Raw genomic sequence first — 18,732 nt, forward strand, 5'->3', positions numbered from 1 at the left:
TCAGATGTTTTAGAATAAAGCCTATGTTGCTTCTATTTAATATAGTCAGTCAATTTTTACTAATGTGACAGGTCAGTTCATAATACTTTTAAGAATTTATTTTTTAGAAGACGGCGTTCAGCTTCCGAAGTATTTTGAACGCCGTCTTTATCTTTAGCATTGATTTCTAATGTGTTTCAAACATATCTTCCTTGACATCTTCTCTGCCAGGCAGAACTAAATTCAATATGATACCAATAATTGCGGCAAAGGCCATCCCTTGAAGCTGGAATTGATCTGAGACTTTTATTAAAGCTCCGCCAATCCCTAAAACAAGTATGACAGAGGATATAGCTAAGTTCCGGTTGCTTCCAAAATCAATTTTATTATCAACCAGCATTCGTAAGCCAGATGAAGCGATAATTCCAAACAACAGGATTGATACTCCACCCATGACAGCCTGTGGAATCGTACTAATTAATGCAGAAATTTTTCCGATAAAACCAAACACGATGGCAACCACAGCTGCACCAGCAATAACATAGACACTGTATACTTTCGTTAAAGCAAGAACGCCAATATTTTCGCCGTAGGTTGTTTTTGGAGGTCCGCCGATTAAAGCGGAAATCATTGTTGCAGTTCCATCTCCTAGGATGGAGCGATGCAAGCCGGGCTCCTTAATATAATCGCGACCCACTACTTTACTTAAGACTAGTTGATGACCAATATGCTCTGAAATCGTAACAACTGCTATTGGCACCATCAAGAGAATAATATCTAATGTAACCTTTACATCATAGTCTACAAACGGAACGATAAATTGCGGCCATACAAACCATTTTGCTTCAAGCACCGGAGAAAAATCGATAACTCCCACCAATAGCGCATAAATGTAACCGACAATTATTCCTGCAAGAATGGAAACCATTCCTAAAAATCCCTTAAAGAAAATGGAGAAGAAAATTGTTGCAGCCAATGTAATAAGCCCAACAGAGAAGTAAAGTAAATCATATTCACCTGTTACCGGCTCATTCATGGCCATATTAACAGCTGTCCCGGCTAAGGATAAGCCAATAACCATAATAACAGGACCTACAACAATCGGCGGCAGAAGCTTCATAATCCAGCGGTACCCTGCTTTTTTTATGATAAGTGCGACAAGACCATAGACAAGACCGACAATAAAGCTTCCAATCATAGCCGCTCCAGCTCCACCCTCACTTGCCTTTGCTGCAATAATTGGCGCTATGAAGGCAAAGGAAGAACCGAGGTAAGCAGGCACCTGCCACTTCGTTATGATAAGAAAAGCAAGTGTTCCTAGTCCGCTGGAAATAAGTGCAATGGCCGGATCTAGATCCACTAATACTGGAACTAATACCGTTGCACCAAACATGGCAAATAAATGCTGTAAACTTAAGGTCACCCATTGTATCGGTGATGGTACATCTTTTATATCTAATACTGGTTTATTCATAGCTGTCTTTCCTCCATCAGATTAACTTTACATAAAAACCCTCTTGTTGTGACAAAGAGGGTTAAAAGGGCAGACTAAAGACAGTTCTTTAGTCCTTTCCCTTTGTCAGCCTCTCTGTGCTGCTTTTAAAAGGGGTATTTTATTTTTCATGAATACTAACTTGATCAATTTGATCAATTTCACATAGCTCAACAACAATTTTTTCAGAGCTAGAAGTAGGGATATTTTTCCCAACATAATCAGCTCGAATTGGTAATTCACGATGACCTCTGTCAACTAATACAGCCAACTGGATAGAGCTTGGGCGTCCATAATCTACAATGGCATCCAAGGCAGATCTAACTGTACGCCCTGTATAAAGAACATCGTCCACAAGAATTACGGTTTGATCCTGTATTTCCTTTTCGATGTGTAATCCTTTGACAAGTGGCTCACGGTCAACTGTTTTTGTTGTTAAATCATCGCGGTATAGTGTGATGTCTACCTCACCAACAGGAATATTTTTTCCTTCAATTTGATTAATTTTTTCTGCAAGGCGATTAGCAATAAAGATTCCGCGCGTACGAATACCTACAAGAAGCAAATTATCTATGCCTTTATTTTTCTCAATAATTTCGTGGGCTATTCTGGTTAATGCTCTCCGAATCGCTTGTTCATCTAATACAATTGCTTTTTGTGTCATGAGTCTTTCCACCTTTCATAAAAAGTCCAAGTATGTTGCTATCAGCAGCTTTAGAAGACTATCCTATGAGAAGACAAAAACCCTCTTACCATGACGGCAAGAGGGTAAACGAATGCTAAAATACATGTGGGAACAAGTATACTCCCAGTATAAAATCCGTTTCCTTCTCAGCCTCACAGGACCGATTTAAAGGACTTATTTAACTAAACTTAGTGTAATCCACGTGTAGAATTTTGTCAATTAATTTTTACGCAGCTTTTCAAGCAGTTCCTCATATTCCTTTGGAAGCGGAGCTTCAAATTCCAAATATTCTTCTGTACGAGGATGGGTGAAGCCCAAAACAGCTGCATGAAGTGCCTGCCCGTTAAGATCTAATGTTTTACGTGGACCATATTTCGGATCGCCGGCAAGCGGAAAACCGATGTATTTCATATGTACACGTATCTGGTGCGTCCTGCCAGTTTCTAAACGACACTCAACAAAAGTAAAGTCTTTAAAGCGTTCAATTACATGAAAATGCGTAACAGCATGCTTCCCGTTCTCAACCACTGTCATACTTTGTCGATCTTTAGGATCTCTGGCAATTGGAGCATCAATTGTACCGTAATCGTGGCCAATATTCCCATGCACCAATGCTTTATATTTTCTAGTAACAGTTTTTGCTACTAATTGATTTACCAAGTGTTCATGCGCTTTATCATTTTTTGCCACCATTAATAAACCTGATGTATCTTTATCAATCCGATGTACAATTCCCGGACGAAGCACTCCATTAATTCCTGATAGATCCTTACAATGCGCCATAAGTCCATTTACAAGTGTCCCTGTCAAGTGCCCTGCTGCAGGATGTACAACCATCCCTTTTGGTTTATTTACAACAATGACATCGCGATCTTCGAAATAGATATCGAGATCCATCCCTTCAGGAATGACATCAAGAACTTCCGGATCTGGAATAGAAATTTCAATTTGGTCGCTAATATTACATTTATAATTTGTTTTTATCGGTTGATGATTTACTAAAACCAGGCCCTCTTTAATCCATTGCTGAACCTGAGTTCTGGACCAATCTGCCTCGAGCCCGGAAATCACTTTATCGATTCGTTCATTTTTTTCATGCTCAAGAACGATGTGTTCCACTTTCTCCATTTACTTTCTCCTTTTCCTTTTTCTCTTCTAGCAGCATATATATGATTAATATAGCTACTCCTATGACAAGTGAGGAATCTGCAATATTAAAAATCGGAAAATTATAGCCAAAAGGATACGTATGAATAAAGTCTACTACTTCTTGTCTAACTACTCGATCAATAAAGTTTCCAATCGCTCCTCCCAGCATTAAAGCAAGGGAGAATTTAAAAAGTGGACTTTCCTTTTCGGATTTTTTCAGATAATAAATAATAGCAATAATGACGACCACCGTAATCACATAGAAGAACCACATTTGCCCCTGTAAGATTCCCCATGCAGCACCTCTGTTTCGATGAGAGGTTATGTAGAGAAAATTATCAATTACGGTTATTCGTTCGCCTAATTCCATATTCTTAACAATAAGCCATTTTGTCCATTGGTCAAATAGTACGGCTAGTAAAGCAATTATGTAATAAAACACAAAGGCACCCTCCACAAGATAAAGATTTCTCCTTTGCATTTTAGCATAACCGAAAGTAAAACGATAGCAGAAGCTTTGCCGAATACTGCGGCCTTTACAACATTGTTGCCTTTTTTGGCAGCCTTAATGCTGGCTTATGACATAACTAACAGTTTTACAATCATCCATTGACTTCAATGTTGGAATGATCTTTAACAATTCCATCGGCATAAGCTCCCCTGATATTTCGCATGTTCCAAATGTTCCTTTTTCAATCTTTTTCATTGCCGTTTCAACGTCTTTTAAGTCTTCCTCTATATATGGCTTTACTAACGAAGAACAACTACTGCTGTTCATGCGCTGCAATAATTCATCTTTTGTTTTACGGAGATCTGAATAGATTTCATTCGTGTTTGGATCCATGTCTTTCCCTCCGTTCTTGTTGTACACATTATCATTTCCCGCAAATACTAATTAACACGGAAAAACTTTTGTCAAGGTGAACAACAATTAACGAAGGTGGAATATTTTATCTAATCTTTCTTCGTAACATGGCATAAATTTGCTAAAGAAGGATATTATTTCTTTAGCGTTCTTCATCAACAAGCCATAAAAAATTAAAAGGCAGACTACGCAAGTCTGCCTTTTTATACCACTTTCATTAAACTAAATGGCTGTAATGTTCCTGCACAACATCAGCACAGCGTGAACAAAGGGTTGGATGACCTTCTTTTTCACCCACATCAGGAGTCACTGTCCAGCAGCGTTCACAAGTCTCCCCTTCTGCTTTTGAAATAACGATAGCTGCATGCTCAAGCTTTACAGCTTGCTCTGGAGCCTTATCATAGCCGTCAACTACCTCAAATCCAGAAACGATAAAGAGTTGTTGTAAATTCTCTTGAATAGAATCTAAAAGATTCTTCGTATCATCATTTACATACAATGTGACTTTCGCTGTTAATGATTTACCGATAATTTTCTCATTACGAGCTTCTTCAAGTGCTTTTAACACATCATCACGAAGTTTCATAAACTTTGACCATTTCTCCAATAATTCCCCAGCCCCAGCAAGCTCTTTTGCTTCAGGTAAATCTGTTAACTGTACACTAGGTTCTTGTGCAGCTGGAATAAAGTTCCATACTTCATCAGCTGTATGAGAAAGAATTGGTGCAATCAATTTAGTTAATGAAAGTAAGCTTTCATATAAAACGGTTTGAATTGCACGACGGTCAAATTGATCACTTGCTTCGATATATAGGACATCTTTTGCAAAATCAAGATAGAAAGAACTTAAATCCAATGTACAGAAATTATTCACCGCATGGTAGATTCCTGCAAACTCATAGTTCTCATAGTTATGACGAACTTGTTTAATCAGATTATTTAATTTAACAAGCATAAATTGATCTACTTCACGTAATTTTTCATATGGAATGGCATCTTTAGCCGGATCAAAATCAGCAAGATTTCCAAGCAAGAAACGGAACGTATTACGAATCTTACGATATACCTCAGCCACTTGCTTTAGAATGGCATCAGATACACGAACATCCGCTTGATAATCTACAGAAGCTACCCAAAGACGTAGAATATCCGCACCCAATTGATTCATTACTTTCGCTGGGACAACAACATTTCCGACTGATTTACTCATTTTTCTGCCTTCGCCGTCCAATGCAAAGCCATGACTTAATACACCTTTATATGGTGCTTTTCCTGTGACAGCAACGCCCGTTGACAGTGATGAGTTGAACCAGCCGCGATATTGGTCCGAGCCTTCTAAATAAAGATCAGCAGGGCGCTGCAAGTCATCACGTTCTAATAAAACAGCTTGATGTGATGAACCTGAATCAAACCAAACATCCATAATATCAGTTTCTTTTGTAAAGGTACCATTTGGACTACCTGGATGTGTAAATCCTTGAGGCAGAAGATCCTTTGCGTCTCGTTCAAACCAAACATTTGATCCATGCTCACGGAATAGGTCTGACACATGATTAATCGTCTCATCCGTAATAACCGGTTCACCATTTTCTGCATAGAAAACCGGGATTGGCACACCCCACGCACGCTGGCGGGAAATACACCAGTCACCGCGGTCGCGAACCATGTTAAAGAGCCTTGTTTCACCCCAAGCTGGAACCCATTTTGTTTCTTTAATTGCATCTAACAAGTCTTCACGGAAATCCTTAATTGAAGCAAACCATTGAGCTGTTGCTCGGTAAATAACAGGTTTTTTCGTTCTCCAATCATGCGGATAGGAGTGAGTAATAAATGTCAGCTTTAAAAGGGCACCGACTTCTTCCAGCTTTTCTGTTATTGCTTTATTTGCTTTATCGTAAAATAATCCAGAAAATCCTTCCGCTTCGTCAGTCATAACCCCTTTATCATCAACAGGGCAAAGAACATCTAGACCGTATTTTTGACCAACATAAAAGTCATCTTCCCCATGACCAGGTGCAGTATGAACACATCCTGTTCCTGCATCAATCGTTACGTGTTCGCCTAACATTACAAGGGAATCACGATCATAAATAGGATGTTTTGCTACAATTCGGTCAAGCTCAGATCCCTTAATGTTCTGTACAATCAGTGGCTCTTCCCAGCCGATTTCGTTTGTAACAGCCTCAAGAAGGTCCTTTGCTACAAGATATTTTTGTCCCTTTTCTTCCACAACTACATAAGTTAAATCAGGATGTACGGAAATCCCAAGGTTTGCCGGAATTGTCCACGGAGTTGTTGTCCAGATGATGATTTGAACATCAGTACCTAATACGCCCTTACCGTCTCTTACAGGAAACCCAACATAAATAGATGGTGATTTTTTATCCTTATACTCGATTTCAGCCTCTGCAAGAGCAGACTCACTTGACGGAGACCAATAAACCGGTTTTAATCCTTTGTAAATATAGCCCTTTTTAGCCATTTCTCCGAATACTTTAATTTGCTGTGCTTCATAAGCAGGTTTTAATGTGATATAAGGATTATCCCAATCACCGCGGACACCTAAGCGTTTAAATTGGCTGCGCTGGCTGTCAATTTGCTCATATGCATACTTTTCACAAAGCTTTCTAAATTCTGCAACAGTCATTTCTTTACGATTTACACCTTTGTTTGTCAATGCCTGCTCAATTGGTAGACCATGAGTATCCCAGCCTGGAACATATGGCGCATTAAAGCCGCTCATTGATTTATAACGGACAATAAAGTCCTTTAGAATTTTATTTAAAGCATGCCCCATATGGATATCACCATTTGCATATGGAGGGCCGTCATGAAGTACGAACATTGGTCGATCCTTTGTTCTTTCCTGCACCATTTTATAAATATTCATGTCTGCCCATTTTTCTTGAATTTCAGGTTCTCTTTTTGGAAGATTTCCACGCATAGGAAATTCAGTTTTTGGCATTAATAAAGTATCTTTGTAATCCATTTTACTTCCTCCATTACATTCATTAACTATTTTCTTAGCTGTCTTTTTATTGCGTTTACAGAATGAAAAACAAAAAAGCCCTTCTCATCCCAAAAAAGGGACGAGAAAGGCTTTATTTCCCGCGGTACCACCCTTGTAGATAGAAATAAATTCTATCCGCTCAAAAGACATTCTTAACGCGAATGATACGCCTTGTCTTAATCCTTTTAATAGAAGTTTCAGAAAGGAACTCAAGGGTGATCTTCCAGTCTTAGTGCCTAGACCGGGCTTTCACCATCCCCGGCTCGCTAGATAAGCAAATTAAGCTGTACTGTCCCTATCAACGTTAAATTAATATTGTATATGCCATTATATGCTTTTTTACAGTCAATCGTCAAGCTAAGGAATCTTCCTCTTGCGTTGATTTTAATTCAGTAGAATCAAGCTCATATTCGAGCAAGTGATCCCAATCATCATTATTTAATAAATCAAGTTGTGCTTCAATTAACATTTTAAAACGAGTACGGAATACCTTTGATTGCTTTTTAAGCTCTTCGATTTCAAGAGCAATTTTTCTCGCCTTTGAAAGTGAATCATTTACAATACGATCGGAATTCTTTTCGGCTTCTTTAATAATCAGCTTAGCTTCTTTTTGAGCATTACGCTTTACTTCTTCTGCAGCTTCCTGGGCAACTACAATTGATTTATTAAGCGTATCTTCTAACGAGTTAAAATGACCCATTCGATCAGTCATCTCGTTTAATTTATCTTCTAACTCTTTTTTTTCACGAAGAACGATTTCGTAATCCTTGATGACTTGATCAAGGAATTCGTTTACCTCATCCTCATCATATCCCCGGAATCCTTTACTAAACTCCTTATTATGTATATCCAAAGGCGTTAATGGCATACTGCCACCTCCCAAGTATTTTCTCTAGTTTGCACTTTTTCTTTTTCGACAAACTTATCTATATTCCTGCATAATTAATAATTATTTTTGTCTCCCGACTGAAATACGCCATTTCTCTTTTTTGGTTTTCCCTTCAATTGAAAACAGCTTGCCGCGTCCGAAACCACGTACTGAAATCGTATCACCTTCACCGCATTCAAATGAAGCACTCTCAATGCTTGTCCAGTTTACTTTTACGAGTCCTGCGCTGATTAAGCTTTGAGACTTCTGCCTAGATAATTGAAAAATCGATGATATCACTGTATCAAGCCTTAGTGAAGAAACAGAAACGACCGATTCAGCCCACAGATCTTGGTGTGCAATGCTATCAGACAAAGGCCGTTCAATTAACTGAACATTCGCCCTTCCCACTGTTTGTAATTGAAGACGGACATATTCCCCGACCTCTTCTGCACAATAAAATTGCAGCCGGTCGCCGACGATGACAATATCTCCAAACTTTTCACGCCGTAAACCAAGTGACATCAAGCTTCCTAGTATATCACGATGCGCGAGGCTGATAAATTTATTAGGATATTGAATTTCATATAATTGTATTTTATAATCGCTATCTTCATTTTGAAAATAGTCCGGATATATAAGGGCTCTTTTTCGTTCTGTAAATTCAGAACCTCCAAAAAGACCCCATTTTATTTCCATTTGCTGACCAATAATCGTTTTCATTATTTGCTGTTCACGAGGATCAAGAAAATCTGTTAATTTCGGTGCATATGCTTGTTCAACATACGCCTTCCAATTCAATACCTGATTGATAAAATCTCTTTCCTCTGGTCGAAAGTGCTGGTAGATTGACATGTTTTTCACCTTACATTAAAAGCTAATAAAAAGGGACAGATTTTCTGAGCCTCTTTAACTAAGCTGTTTTATTCAGCATTATACAAACCATCTTGCAAGTTGTCCTAATCCTGCTGTAGCAAAGTTCAGAACCATAAATGCAACGATTGGTGAAATATCAATCATCCCAATGGATGGAATAAATCGACGGAAAGGCTCTAAGTACGGCTCACATATACGACCCAAAAATTGTCCAATTGCGGATGAGCGGGCATTTGGAAACCATGACATTAAAATATAAATAATAAGTGCCCACGAATAGTAATAAATTAACGTAGACAATATGCTAATAACGAAACCCATTTACCATTACCACCTCGTATGTTCAAATTCTTTTTCTTGAAGAAATTCTGATATACTGCCTGAAACCTCGACATTATCTGGTGTACAAAGAAAAATATCCATACCGACTTTTTGAATATCTCCGCCTATTGCATAGACCGTTCCGCTAAGAAAGTCAATAATTCTTCTTGCCTGGTCATGGTCAATGCGTTGTAAATTTACCACAACTGCTTTCCTATTTTTCAAATGATCTGCGACATCCTGAGCTTCTGCATATACACGAGGTTCGACTAATACAACTTTAGAGGACTTTTGGACGCTCTGTAAACTTACAACATTTTGCTTAGGCGGTGGTGAGAATGTTTTTTGTTTTTTTTCTGGTTCATATTCTTCTTCAAATTGATCCTCTTCGTTATCAGCATATTCATCATCTAAAAAGAAAAATGTTTTAAATTTAGATTTAATGCTCATATTTCGAACCTCCTATTCTTCCCCGACTAAGGCTGTCCCAATGCGAACCATTGTTGCACCTTCTTCAATGGCTATTGCATAATCATTTGACATCCCCATCGATAATTCTGTACAAGGTGCATTTTTTAGTTCTAAACGTTGAATGTCCAATTGAATATTCTTCAATTTACTAAAGCATTGACGTAAAAAGTTCTTATCCTCCGTAAAAGGTGCCATTGTCATTAAGCCGGCAATCTCAATATTCGAATATTGTTTCAATTCATCTATAAAGCTCATAACCTCTTCAGGAGCTAACCCGTGTTTCGACTCTTCACCGGATACATTTACTTGAACTAAACATTTTATTTTCTTATTTGCCCGTTTATTTATTTCTGTAGCCAGTGACAGGCGATCTAAAGAATGAATATAGTCTACTTTATCAATAATATTCTTTACCTTTCGTGTTTGCAGTGATCCAATAAAATGCCAAGTTGGCTTGTCCTGCAATGCTTCCCATTTAGCTGTTAGCCCTTCTTCGCGATTCTCTCCAAGATCTACAATTCCAGAGTCTAGTGCTTCCTTTGCTCTTTCAATGGATACATATTTGGTAACTGCAATAATTTTAATTTCTTCTGGACTGCGGTTAGACTGTTCACATGCTTTTGCTATTGTTTCATTGATGGTCTGTAAATTTTCTGCTACTTTCATTTCTTACAGAATAGCCTCCTTCCAGCCAATAAAGCTCATCATTCTTCCGGTACTACCCTGATCTCTACGATGTGAATAGAAGTGCTCCTTATGACAACTGGTACATAGATTCGTAATTAATATATTTTCCCTTTGAACCCCTGCCTTTACGAGGAGTTCTTTATTACATTGCTGTAGATTTAATTTATACTGATGATCACTGATTAAATTATATGGTTTTACATCGACATCTTCTAGTTTATTTTGCACTAATTTTATTACACGATCATCAACTATATAACAATTTTCGCATATACAAGGCCCAATTGCCACAAAAATGTCATTTGAATTCAATCCTTCTGTTTTGAATGCACGAACCATTTCCTCTGCAATTCCATTTACCGTTCCTTTCCATCCTGCATGGGCAATACCAACCGCACCTGACCCAGGATGCAGGAAGTAGAGCGGAACACAATCCGCAAACAAAAGAGTCATTAACATTCCATGCTCAAACGTATAAAATCCATCAGTCTGCTTAAAGGCATTGTCATATGAATTTGCACCCATTCCTTTATCAGCTGCGGTAATTTTCTTGATTGTTATTTCATGGGTCTGCTGGGCTCCTATCCAATGCTGTATAGGAAAATCAAGCTTTTCTGCTAAAAGAAGCCGGTTTTCATATACAGACTGCTCCACATCATTTACATGAAAACCGACATTTAAACTTGAATAATCCCCGCTGCTTTTGCCGCCATTCTTTGTTGTAAATCCTACAGTTAAGTTTGGAAATTTTTGGACCCAATCATCAATAATAAAATATTCTTTTTCTTTTAATCTAAATGGATCCATCTCAATACCTCTTTTATTTTATTAAATTATTCTATCACACAATGAAAACGCATCACAGTAAAAAAACATAATCATGCTTCTTCTTCATTCATTTTGTACTCAGTAGTTTCTTTAAAACGGACAAGTATTACATCTTCACCTATTTTCAATATGTTCTTCCAAGGAATTACGATGTCCTCATCTTTACCAAAAAAGCCAAGTATTTTACCTGAGCCGGAAATAATGATGGCATCAATCTTACCGGTTTGAAGATTGATTTCGATATCGCCAATATTGCCAAGCTTTTTCCCGTCAGCAACGTTTACCACATCTTTTATTTGAAATTCAGAGATTCTTACCATACCTTCACTCCTACAGTTCGCCTTATTTATCTATATGAGCAAATGTATACGAAAAATCACTTTATCTGCATTTTCTTAGAGAAAGACTTTTTTGCGAATAAAAAAGCTGCCTTTATTTGGCAGCTTTAGCTTTGTATATTTTTATTCATTTGTTTGATTGCTGCTTTCTCCAGCCTGGAAACTTGGGCCTGAGAAATACCAATTTCCTCTGCCACTTCCATTTGTGTTTTTCCTTGAAAAAATCGCTTTCTCAGTATCAGCTTTTCCCGTTCATTCAATCTGCGCATGCCTTCTTTTAGAGCGATTTCTTCAATCCAATTAATATCCTTATTCTTTTCATCACTCAACTGATCCATGACGAAGATCGGATCTCCTCCGTCATTATAAATCGGTTCAAATAGTGATACAGGATCTTGAATTGCATCAAGTGCAAAAACAATTTCTTCATGTGGAACATCAAGCTCTTTTGCAATTTCTTCTGCTGTTGGTTCGCGTGATGTTTTACTCATTAATCTTTCCCGTACTTGCAGCGCCTTATAAGCAATGTCTCTGAGTGATCTCGACACTCGAATCGGGTTATTATCACGCAAATAACGTCTAATTTCTCCGATAATCATCGGAACAGCATAGGTGGAAAATTTTACGTTTTGACTTAAATCAAAATTATCAATTGATTTCATAAGTCCAATACAGCCAACTTGGAACAGATCATCAACAAACTCGCCTCGGTTATTAAATCTTTGAATCACACTTAATACGAGGCGCAGGTTTCCGTTAACGAGTTTTTCCCGTGCGGATATGTCCCCTTCTTGTTGCATTTGCTTAAAAAGCAATCTCATTTCTTCGTTCTTTAATACTGGAAGCTTTGATGTGTCAACACCGCAAATTTCTACTTTGTTTCGCGTCAATCCATTTCCCTCCTTACAGGAGTTGCTGTACAAAAAACAGTATCTCCCCCGTAAGGAAAAATATGCACGCATGGAAACAAGCGAAAATAATCAAAGCAGAAAAAAACCTAACAAACCTTGGGAATCATCCCTATTCTTTGGTAAGAAAAATTTTTTTCGTTACACCATTTTGTTAAATTCCTTTTTCAATCTTTTAATAATTCGCTTTTCTAAACGTGAGATATAGGATTGCGATATTCCCAGCATATCAGCAACATCTTTTTGTGTTTTTTCTTCACCTGTACCTAGACCAAAACGCAGCTCCATTATTTGTTTTTCTCGATCTGAGAGCTGATGCAGGGCATTTAATAATAGTTTTTTATCCACACTTGCTTCTAAATCCTTTGTAATGATATCCTCGTCTGTGCCAAGCACATCGGAAAGGAGCAGCTCATTGCCATCCCAATCAATATTAAGTGGTTCATCAAATGATACTTCCGAGCGAATTTTGTTGTTTCTCCGTAAGTACATGAGTATCTCATTTTCAATGCACCGTGATGCATATGTAGCAAGTTTAATTTTCTTTTCTGGATTAAATGTATTTACCGCTTTAATTAAACCAATGGTACCGATACTGATTAAGTCCTCAATGTTAATGCCAGTATTTTCAAATTTCCTTGCGATATAAACAACCAACCTCAGGTTGCGTTCAATTAGAATTGACCTTGCGGCTTTATCACCAGTTGGGAGTTTTTCAATCAACAGTGCTTCCTCTTCCTTATTTAAAGGAGGCGGTAATGCTTCACTTCCGCCAATATAGTAGGTTTCATCGGCTTTTAAGCCCAGTTTAAACAATAGCTTATACCAATAATACGCGAGGCGCAGCTTGAATTTTTTCATCATTATTCCTCCTTTTGGCGGTTGATTAATATCATTTTGACTCTGTTTAGCTTGGTTGTTGATTTCCGTTCCAGGCACTTCGCTTTCCGCGGGCGACCGCCGAGCCTCCTCGACACTTCGTGTCTGCGGGGTCTCGACTGTCCCGCTTCTCCCGCAGGAGTCTCCGTGGCTTCCACTTCAATCAACAAACTGGTGACCGATTTTAACATTGTTGATAACCACAGCCTAGCTAGAAACAGGATTCCATGGTCAAGCCGGCTCCGCTTTTCTGTGTCCAGCTCCGCCGGCTAGGGGCTCGAGTCATTAGCTGTCCCGATGATGAGGTTAAAGAACAACCTCACCCTCGGGCCATCTTATGCTTGTCGCCCCTGTTCAAGCCGGCTCCGCTTTTCGTATTCCATTGAGCATTTTTGGGTGGACGATGCATTGGAAGCTGTCATCTGAGGATAGTTCCTGCATCGTAAAGGATACCAGGCCTTTATTTACTTGAATGGTTTCTCCGTTTTGCGTAATCATGATTTGCTCTGGCTTGATGGCAATAATTAATTGATGTTCCTTTCCTAGCACTTTATATGGAATAACTCTCATACAGCTTTCCCACTCTGGTGCCAATGGTTTATTACCTAGAATCACTTGTTCTGCGCTTAATGCTACCTCCCTTAAATCCTCTGGAAGCTCCTCAATTATTTTTTTTACGGATACAAACATAACCGGTGACTTTGATATTGGGTCATATAACTGATTGCCGCTGTCTACAAGTCCCGTAAAACGATATGATTTACCGCCCAAAACAATTTCGAGAAGCACCTTCTGGTTGTATTGAATTTTCGCCACTTCAATTCGCTCAAAATTACGTCTAGAAAACTGCCACGCTAATGGAAAGCCAAGGACAACAAACAGCCAGCTAATCGGGTCACCAAAACCTTTTACACTTGCCAACAAAACGGATGATGAAAGTTTCATATCAAATTGAATAAAATAATGTATGCCCATTAATGAGCCGCCAACAAGAAAGGTAGTCAAATAAAATGTCATAAGTCCGCTGATAAAATATTTAAATCTCTTATAACCGAAAACAGTTAAAATCATGATGACTGAAAACAATAATTTAACGATTGGGTGACCTGAAAAGGTACTCAATGGTGTAATCATTAAAATGATAATAAGTGAACCGATCAACCCTCCTAAAAGAAGTCTCCAATAACGGAAATCCCTTTTTAACACCAGGGCAGTTAAATAAAGAAGGAGGCTATCAAAAAAGAAATTTAATAACCATATAATATCTAAATAAACTGCCAATCGGTTTCCTCCTTTATCTATTAATCTGTTACAAAAAAGTATACATTACATTGATTGATGAAGTGTGTCACTTTCTGGTTATAAAAAAGCAGAGATTTTCCCTATTCCCAACGCTTTTTGTCACTCATTTATCTAACTTTCAACACCATCTATATACAAAAACCAGGCCTTTTCCCTTATCTACCACCGCTTTAATAGAAACCCCACAGCTTGCAAAAATAAGAAAAAGGCATAGCCTGCGGCTATGCCTTTTTCTTATTTTTATTTATCTTCTTCTATTACGATTTCTAAGGAAGGTTGGGATATCAAGAACATCCTCACCTTGACCCTGCTGCGGCGCACTTACTCTTGGCTGCTCTACAGGAGGCTCTTCTCTTTTGGGTTCCCTTTTTACTGTATTGGCAGCAGGCTTTTGTTGTTGACCAAAGGAAGGTCTTAACGGCTTTGCTTGCACAACTTCTTCATTAAAACCAGTTGCAATAACAGTTACAACGATTTCATCTTTTAAATTGTCATTAATAACTGAACCAAAAATCATATTTACTTCTTGGTCTGAAGCACTTGCAACGATATCTGCTGCTTCCTGTACTTCATAAAGACTTAAATTCGAACCACCAGTAATATTTAATAATACGCCCTGCGCACCATCAATGGATGTTTCAAGTAATGGGGATGAAATGGATTTCTTTGCCGCTTCGGCAGCTCGATTTTCTCCTGAAGCCACACCGATTCCCATCAAAGCGGAGCCTTTATTTGACATAATTGTTTTCACATCAGCGAAGTCAAGGTTAATCAAACCAGGTACTGCAATCAAGTCAGATATACCTTGAACCCCTTGACGAAGAACGTTATCCGCTTCTCTAAATGCCTCAAGCATTGGAGTGCTTTTATCTACAATCTCAAGGAGACGATCATTCGGAATCACAATTAATGTATCGACAGATTCCTTCATACAGGAAATTCCGCCAGTAGCCTGTGTAGCCCTTTTTCTACCTTCAAATGTAAATGGTCTTGTTACAACACCAACAGTTAACGCACCTAAATCCCTTGCGATTTGTGCAATTACAGGGGCTGCACCAGTACCAGTTCCGCCACCCATACCTGCTGTAACAAACACCATATCAGCACCCTTTAATGCTTCTTCAATTTGCTCTTTACTTTCTTCAGCAGCTTTTTTTCCTACTTCTGGATTGGCGCCAGCACCAAGTCCTCTTGTTAATTTACCGCCAATTTGCATTTTCACTTCTGCCTTTGAGAGATTCAATGCTTGGGCATCGGTATTAACTGCAATAAATTCTACACCTTGAACACCATGCTCTATCATACGGTTAACGGCATTATTCCCACCACCGCCAACCCCTATAACCTTTATCGTCGCTAGTGCCTCTACATTTGATTCAAATTCCAGCATGACAAATCCTCCTAATTCGTCGATATTCCTGTTAGCAGTGCATACTCGGATTGCTACATTATATCAGTCTGTTATTTCGTTATTATTATTCAAAAAAGTAGCCAAAAAACTTTTTCATTTTTGAAGATACTTTTTCTTCCGGTTGTTTTTCCGGTTTTGATTTTGCCTGCGGTTGCTTTGCCGGCCTTTTCTCTTTTACTTCATGATTGACAGAAGGAGTACTCATCTGTCTACCTTGAATTTTTGCATTTTTATACGCAAATTTAATTAAACCGACTGCAGTCGTAAAATGCGGCTCTCTAACGCCAATATAGTCAGGTATCGCAATACGAACCCTGTTTTCGAACACAACCTGTGCCAATTCAAGAATTCCAGGAGTATTTGCTACGCCGCCGGTTAGGACAAAACCACCAGGCACATCCCTTAAGCCTAAGCGATGAATTTCCGCTAGTATTAATTCAAAGATTTCTTCCAATCTAGCTTCTATAATATCACTTAACTCTAATTGGTTAAAAGGCTGCTGCTGATCACTGCCAATAATCGGAACATTAAATACTACATCTTCGGAAGCATAATCATAAAAAGCATGTCCATATTTAATTTTTATTTTTTCTGCATCTTCAGATGAAGTACGAAGTCCAATCGATATATCTTTTGTAATATGGTCCCCTCCTACAGGAAGGACAGATGTTGCACGTAAACCGCCTTGTTCAAATAACGCAATCGTTGTTGAACCTCCGCCAATGTCTATAAGTGCTACACCAAGATTTTTTTCATCCTTTGAGAGAGCAAACGAACCCGCTGCAAGCGGTTGTAACGTTATGTCTAATATTTCTAAACCTGCTTTTTCTACGCAGCGCAAAATATTATGTAGGATTGTCTTTGAACCTGTAATAATGGTGCCTTCTACTTCAAGTCGAACACCGATCATGCCACGCGGATCATGAATTTCATCAAGACCATCAACAATAAACTGCTTTGGGATTACATCAATTATTTCTCTTTCCGGAGGAACCGAAACAACTTGTGCAGCCTCTAATACTCTAGCGATATCCACATCCGATATTTCCCTATTTTCACTTGATACGGCCACTACTCCGTGTGATGGCTGCAGCATGATATGATTACCTGTAATTCCAACAATCACTTGCCGAATGTCCATCCCTATCATTCTTTCAGCCTGTTCTATTGCCTTCCTAATAGAATGAACGGTTTCATCTATATCAACAATTGAACCTTTTCGTAATCCTTCAGAGGGCACATTCCCCACTCCGATAATATTTAATGCATCGTTGACCATTTCACCTATGATTACTTTCACACTGGATGTACCGATGTCAAGGCTAACGTAAATTTCATTGCTGTTCATTCTATGGCACCTCCCTTTACAAATTACTGTTTGAACAACAAGTCTCTAATTTAAGTACTAATTATCATTGACGAGCAAAACCTGCTTTCTGGTTTTGAAAACAAAAGCATTTTGCATGACTGCAATTTTTGTTCGCTTTTTTTCTACATCTTAAAATTATTCGTCAAAATGTAATTATTCCCTTTTTAAAATTTAATTTTTTTACATTTTTTCCTTATTTGTTGACCACTTTGTTAGAAGAATCCTTCGAATTACAGCAATATTTTGAAAAAGCCTTACGCCAAATGCAAAAACTGCTGCTAAATATAAGTCTACACCAAGATGGACACCTAGAAAAGCTAAACTTGCAGCTAAAATAATATTAAAGAAAAAGCCTGATACAAATACTTTTTCATCATAAATATTTTGCAGATGTGCTCTAATCCCCCCAAATAAAGTGTCCAACGCTGCTAGTACAGCAATCGATAAATAATTGGAATATTCAACAGGAATTTTTATATCGGCAAGGGAACCAAGAAATAGTCCTATTAGTAACCCGAGTACAGGAAGCCACATGTTTACCCTCCTTTTTCAGTCTCTGCCAGCTCCATGTGTCGGATTTTAAGGCTGTCCTTATATGCTGGAATGGTGAGGCCCGACTCCGGCTCCGATATTGTTAATCGAAAATTATCAATAAAAAAATCTTCTGCTGAAGAAGAAACCTCCATACGATTATATAGTTTTTTGGCTGCATCTATATTTTCAACAACTACTTTTAATTCAATTGGAAATGAATCCAAACTATAGCCATCCACCTTTGTTTGCCCGTTGATATCACGAATCACACTGGAATTAATCAGTCGTTGACCAGCAATTGAAATCTGATTTGCACCATATTGGTTTAATTCATTAACTAATCTCTGAATTAAATAGGGAGAAATAGCTGAGACTTGTTTCCCAAGCAATAAATCTTCATCTACATGTTCAATATTGATCACAATTCCCGGTCCTTCAACCTCACTTAAGCCTGCTTCTTCTTTTAACTCATTCAGGGTTTCTTTCAATATCTGTTCCTTACTTTGTGATCGCTCTGTTTCGTATTTTTCAAGTTTTTCTTCATTCGATCGTATCTCTCGAATCAAACTTAAATAAAGCTCTTTTTCTTTCACTAGATCTTCCCGGAGCTGTGATGTATCACGAGTGTCACGAACAACTGGTTCTTTTACGGATTGATATTGAACTGCTATCATAAAACCGATGATTATTGTAATAATCGTGATGCTGAAATATCTTTTTTGCCCCATGTTTCCAATCCACCTTATTTGTACAAAAACGA

General features: G+C 38.2%; 20 protein-coding genes and 1 other annotated feature. All 20 genes read right to left on the bottom strand.

The features are described from left to right. Positions 1-166: 166 nt before the first annotated feature. The 20 genes from ACHUFV_RS05515 to ACHUFV_RS05610 all read right to left on the bottom strand — a co-directional run bounded on the left by ACHUFV_RS05515 (position 167) and on the right by ACHUFV_RS05610 (position 18,700). Positions 167-1,453, bottom strand: coding sequence for a solute carrier family 23 protein (locus tag ACHUFV_RS05515; protein WP_394232587.1), 1,287 nt, complete (start codon positions 1,451-1,453; stop codon positions 167-169). 139 nt (positions 1,454-1,592) lie between these two features. Beyond that, complete coding sequence (gene pyrR / locus ACHUFV_RS05520) at positions 1,593-2,135, bottom strand: bifunctional pyr operon transcriptional regulator/uracil phosphoribosyltransferase PyrR (RefSeq protein ID WP_394232588.1); 543 nt, start codon at positions 2,133-2,135, stop codon at positions 1,593-1,595. A gap of 240 nt (positions 2,136-2,375) precedes the next feature. After that, entirely contained in the window at positions 2,376-3,284 is a 909-nt protein-coding gene (locus ACHUFV_RS05525; RefSeq protein ID WP_394232589.1) for an RluA family pseudouridine synthase, read from the bottom strand. Then, a complete protein-coding gene (gene lspA / locus ACHUFV_RS05530; RefSeq protein WP_394232590.1) occupies positions 3,256-3,747 on the bottom strand; it encodes a signal peptidase II in 492 nt (163 codons plus the stop codon). The genes ACHUFV_RS05525 and lspA overlap by 29 nt, the downstream gene beginning before the upstream one ends. Before the next feature lie 123 nt (positions 3,748-3,870). After that, positions 3,871-4,149 carry a TraR/DksA family transcriptional regulator gene (locus ACHUFV_RS05535; protein WP_394232591.1) on the bottom strand — a complete coding sequence of 93 codons (279 nt, stop codon included), beginning with the start codon at positions 4,147-4,149 and terminating at the stop codon, positions 3,871-3,873. Positions 4,150-4,387: 238 nt separating this feature from the next. Beyond that, positions 4,388-7,159, bottom strand: coding sequence for an isoleucine--tRNA ligase (gene ileS, locus ACHUFV_RS05540; protein WP_394232592.1), 2,772 nt, complete (start codon positions 7,157-7,159; stop codon positions 4,388-4,390). Between the two features lie 93 nt (positions 7,160-7,252). Further along, positions 7,253-7,491 (bottom strand) — a binding site (T-box leader). A gap of 41 nt (positions 7,492-7,532) precedes the next feature. Beyond that, on the bottom strand, positions 7,533-8,048 hold the full coding sequence (locus tag ACHUFV_RS05545) for a DivIVA domain-containing protein (RefSeq protein WP_394232593.1): 516 nt from the start codon (positions 8,046-8,048) through the stop codon (positions 7,533-7,535). 81 nt (positions 8,049-8,129) lie between these two features. After that, entirely contained in the window at positions 8,130-8,903 is a 774-nt protein-coding gene (locus ACHUFV_RS05550) for a YlmH family RNA-binding protein (protein ID WP_394232594.1), read from the bottom strand. A 78-nt stretch (positions 8,904-8,981) separates the two neighbouring features. After that, entirely contained in the window at positions 8,982-9,245 is a 264-nt protein-coding gene (locus ACHUFV_RS05555; protein ID WP_394232595.1) for a YggT family protein, read from the bottom strand. A 6-nt stretch (positions 9,246-9,251) separates the two neighbouring features. Then, positions 9,252-9,695, bottom strand: coding sequence for a cell division protein SepF (locus tag ACHUFV_RS05560; RefSeq protein ID WP_394232596.1), 444 nt, complete (start codon positions 9,693-9,695; stop codon positions 9,252-9,254). A gap of 12 nt (positions 9,696-9,707) precedes the next feature. Beyond that, complete coding sequence (locus ACHUFV_RS05565) at positions 9,708-10,382, bottom strand: YggS family pyridoxal phosphate-dependent enzyme (protein WP_394232597.1); 675 nt, start codon at positions 10,380-10,382, stop codon at positions 9,708-9,710. Between the two features lie 3 nt (positions 10,383-10,385). After that, positions 10,386-11,210 carry a peptidoglycan editing factor PgeF gene (gene pgeF, locus ACHUFV_RS05570; protein ID WP_394232598.1) on the bottom strand — a complete coding sequence of 275 codons (825 nt, stop codon included), beginning with the start codon at positions 11,208-11,210 and terminating at the stop codon, positions 10,386-10,388. A gap of 71 nt (positions 11,211-11,281) precedes the next feature. Then, the gene (locus ACHUFV_RS05575; protein WP_394232599.1) at positions 11,282-11,551 is read right to left on the bottom strand and encodes a YlmC/YmxH family sporulation protein; all 270 of its coding nucleotides are present in this window, start codon (positions 11,549-11,551) and stop codon (positions 11,282-11,284) included. 125 nt (positions 11,552-11,676) lie between these two features. Further along, positions 11,677-12,459 (bottom strand): RNA polymerase sporulation sigma factor SigG, encoded by a 783-nt coding sequence (gene sigG / locus ACHUFV_RS05580; protein WP_071395416.1) that lies wholly within the window; start codon positions 12,457-12,459, stop codon positions 11,677-11,679. 159 nt (positions 12,460-12,618) lie between these two features. Then, entirely contained in the window at positions 12,619-13,338 is a 720-nt protein-coding gene (gene sigE / locus ACHUFV_RS05585) for an RNA polymerase sporulation sigma factor SigE (protein WP_394232600.1), read from the bottom strand. Positions 13,339-13,710: 372 nt separating this feature from the next. After that, positions 13,711-14,637, bottom strand: coding sequence for a sigma-E processing peptidase SpoIIGA (spoIIGA, locus tag ACHUFV_RS05590; RefSeq protein ID WP_394232601.1), 927 nt, complete (start codon positions 14,635-14,637; stop codon positions 13,711-13,713). A 265-nt stretch (positions 14,638-14,902) separates the two neighbouring features. Beyond that, positions 14,903-16,048: a cell division protein FtsZ gene (gene ftsZ / locus ACHUFV_RS05595; RefSeq protein ID WP_394232602.1), complete on the bottom strand. Its 1,146-nt coding sequence runs from the start codon at positions 16,046-16,048 to the stop codon at positions 14,903-14,905. Between the two features lie 85 nt (positions 16,049-16,133). Beyond that, on the bottom strand, positions 16,134-17,417 hold the full coding sequence (gene ftsA / locus ACHUFV_RS05600) for a cell division protein FtsA (RefSeq protein ID WP_394232603.1): 1,284 nt from the start codon (positions 17,415-17,417) through the stop codon (positions 16,134-16,136). 201 nt (positions 17,418-17,618) lie between these two features. Continuing rightward, on the bottom strand, positions 17,619-17,972 hold the full coding sequence (locus ACHUFV_RS05605; RefSeq protein WP_394232604.1) for a small basic family protein: 354 nt from the start codon (positions 17,970-17,972) through the stop codon (positions 17,619-17,621). 2 nt (positions 17,973-17,974) lie between these two features. After that, positions 17,975-18,700, bottom strand: coding sequence for a DUF881 domain-containing protein (locus ACHUFV_RS05610; RefSeq protein ID WP_394232605.1), 726 nt, complete (start codon positions 18,698-18,700; stop codon positions 17,975-17,977). Positions 18,701-18,732: the final 32 nt, after the last annotated feature.

Origin of the sequence: Niallia oryzisoli (assembly GCF_043641075.1) — a bacterium.
Lineage (GTDB): Bacteria > Bacillota > Bacilli > Bacillales > Cytobacillaceae > Bacillus_BD > Bacillus_BD oryzisoli_A.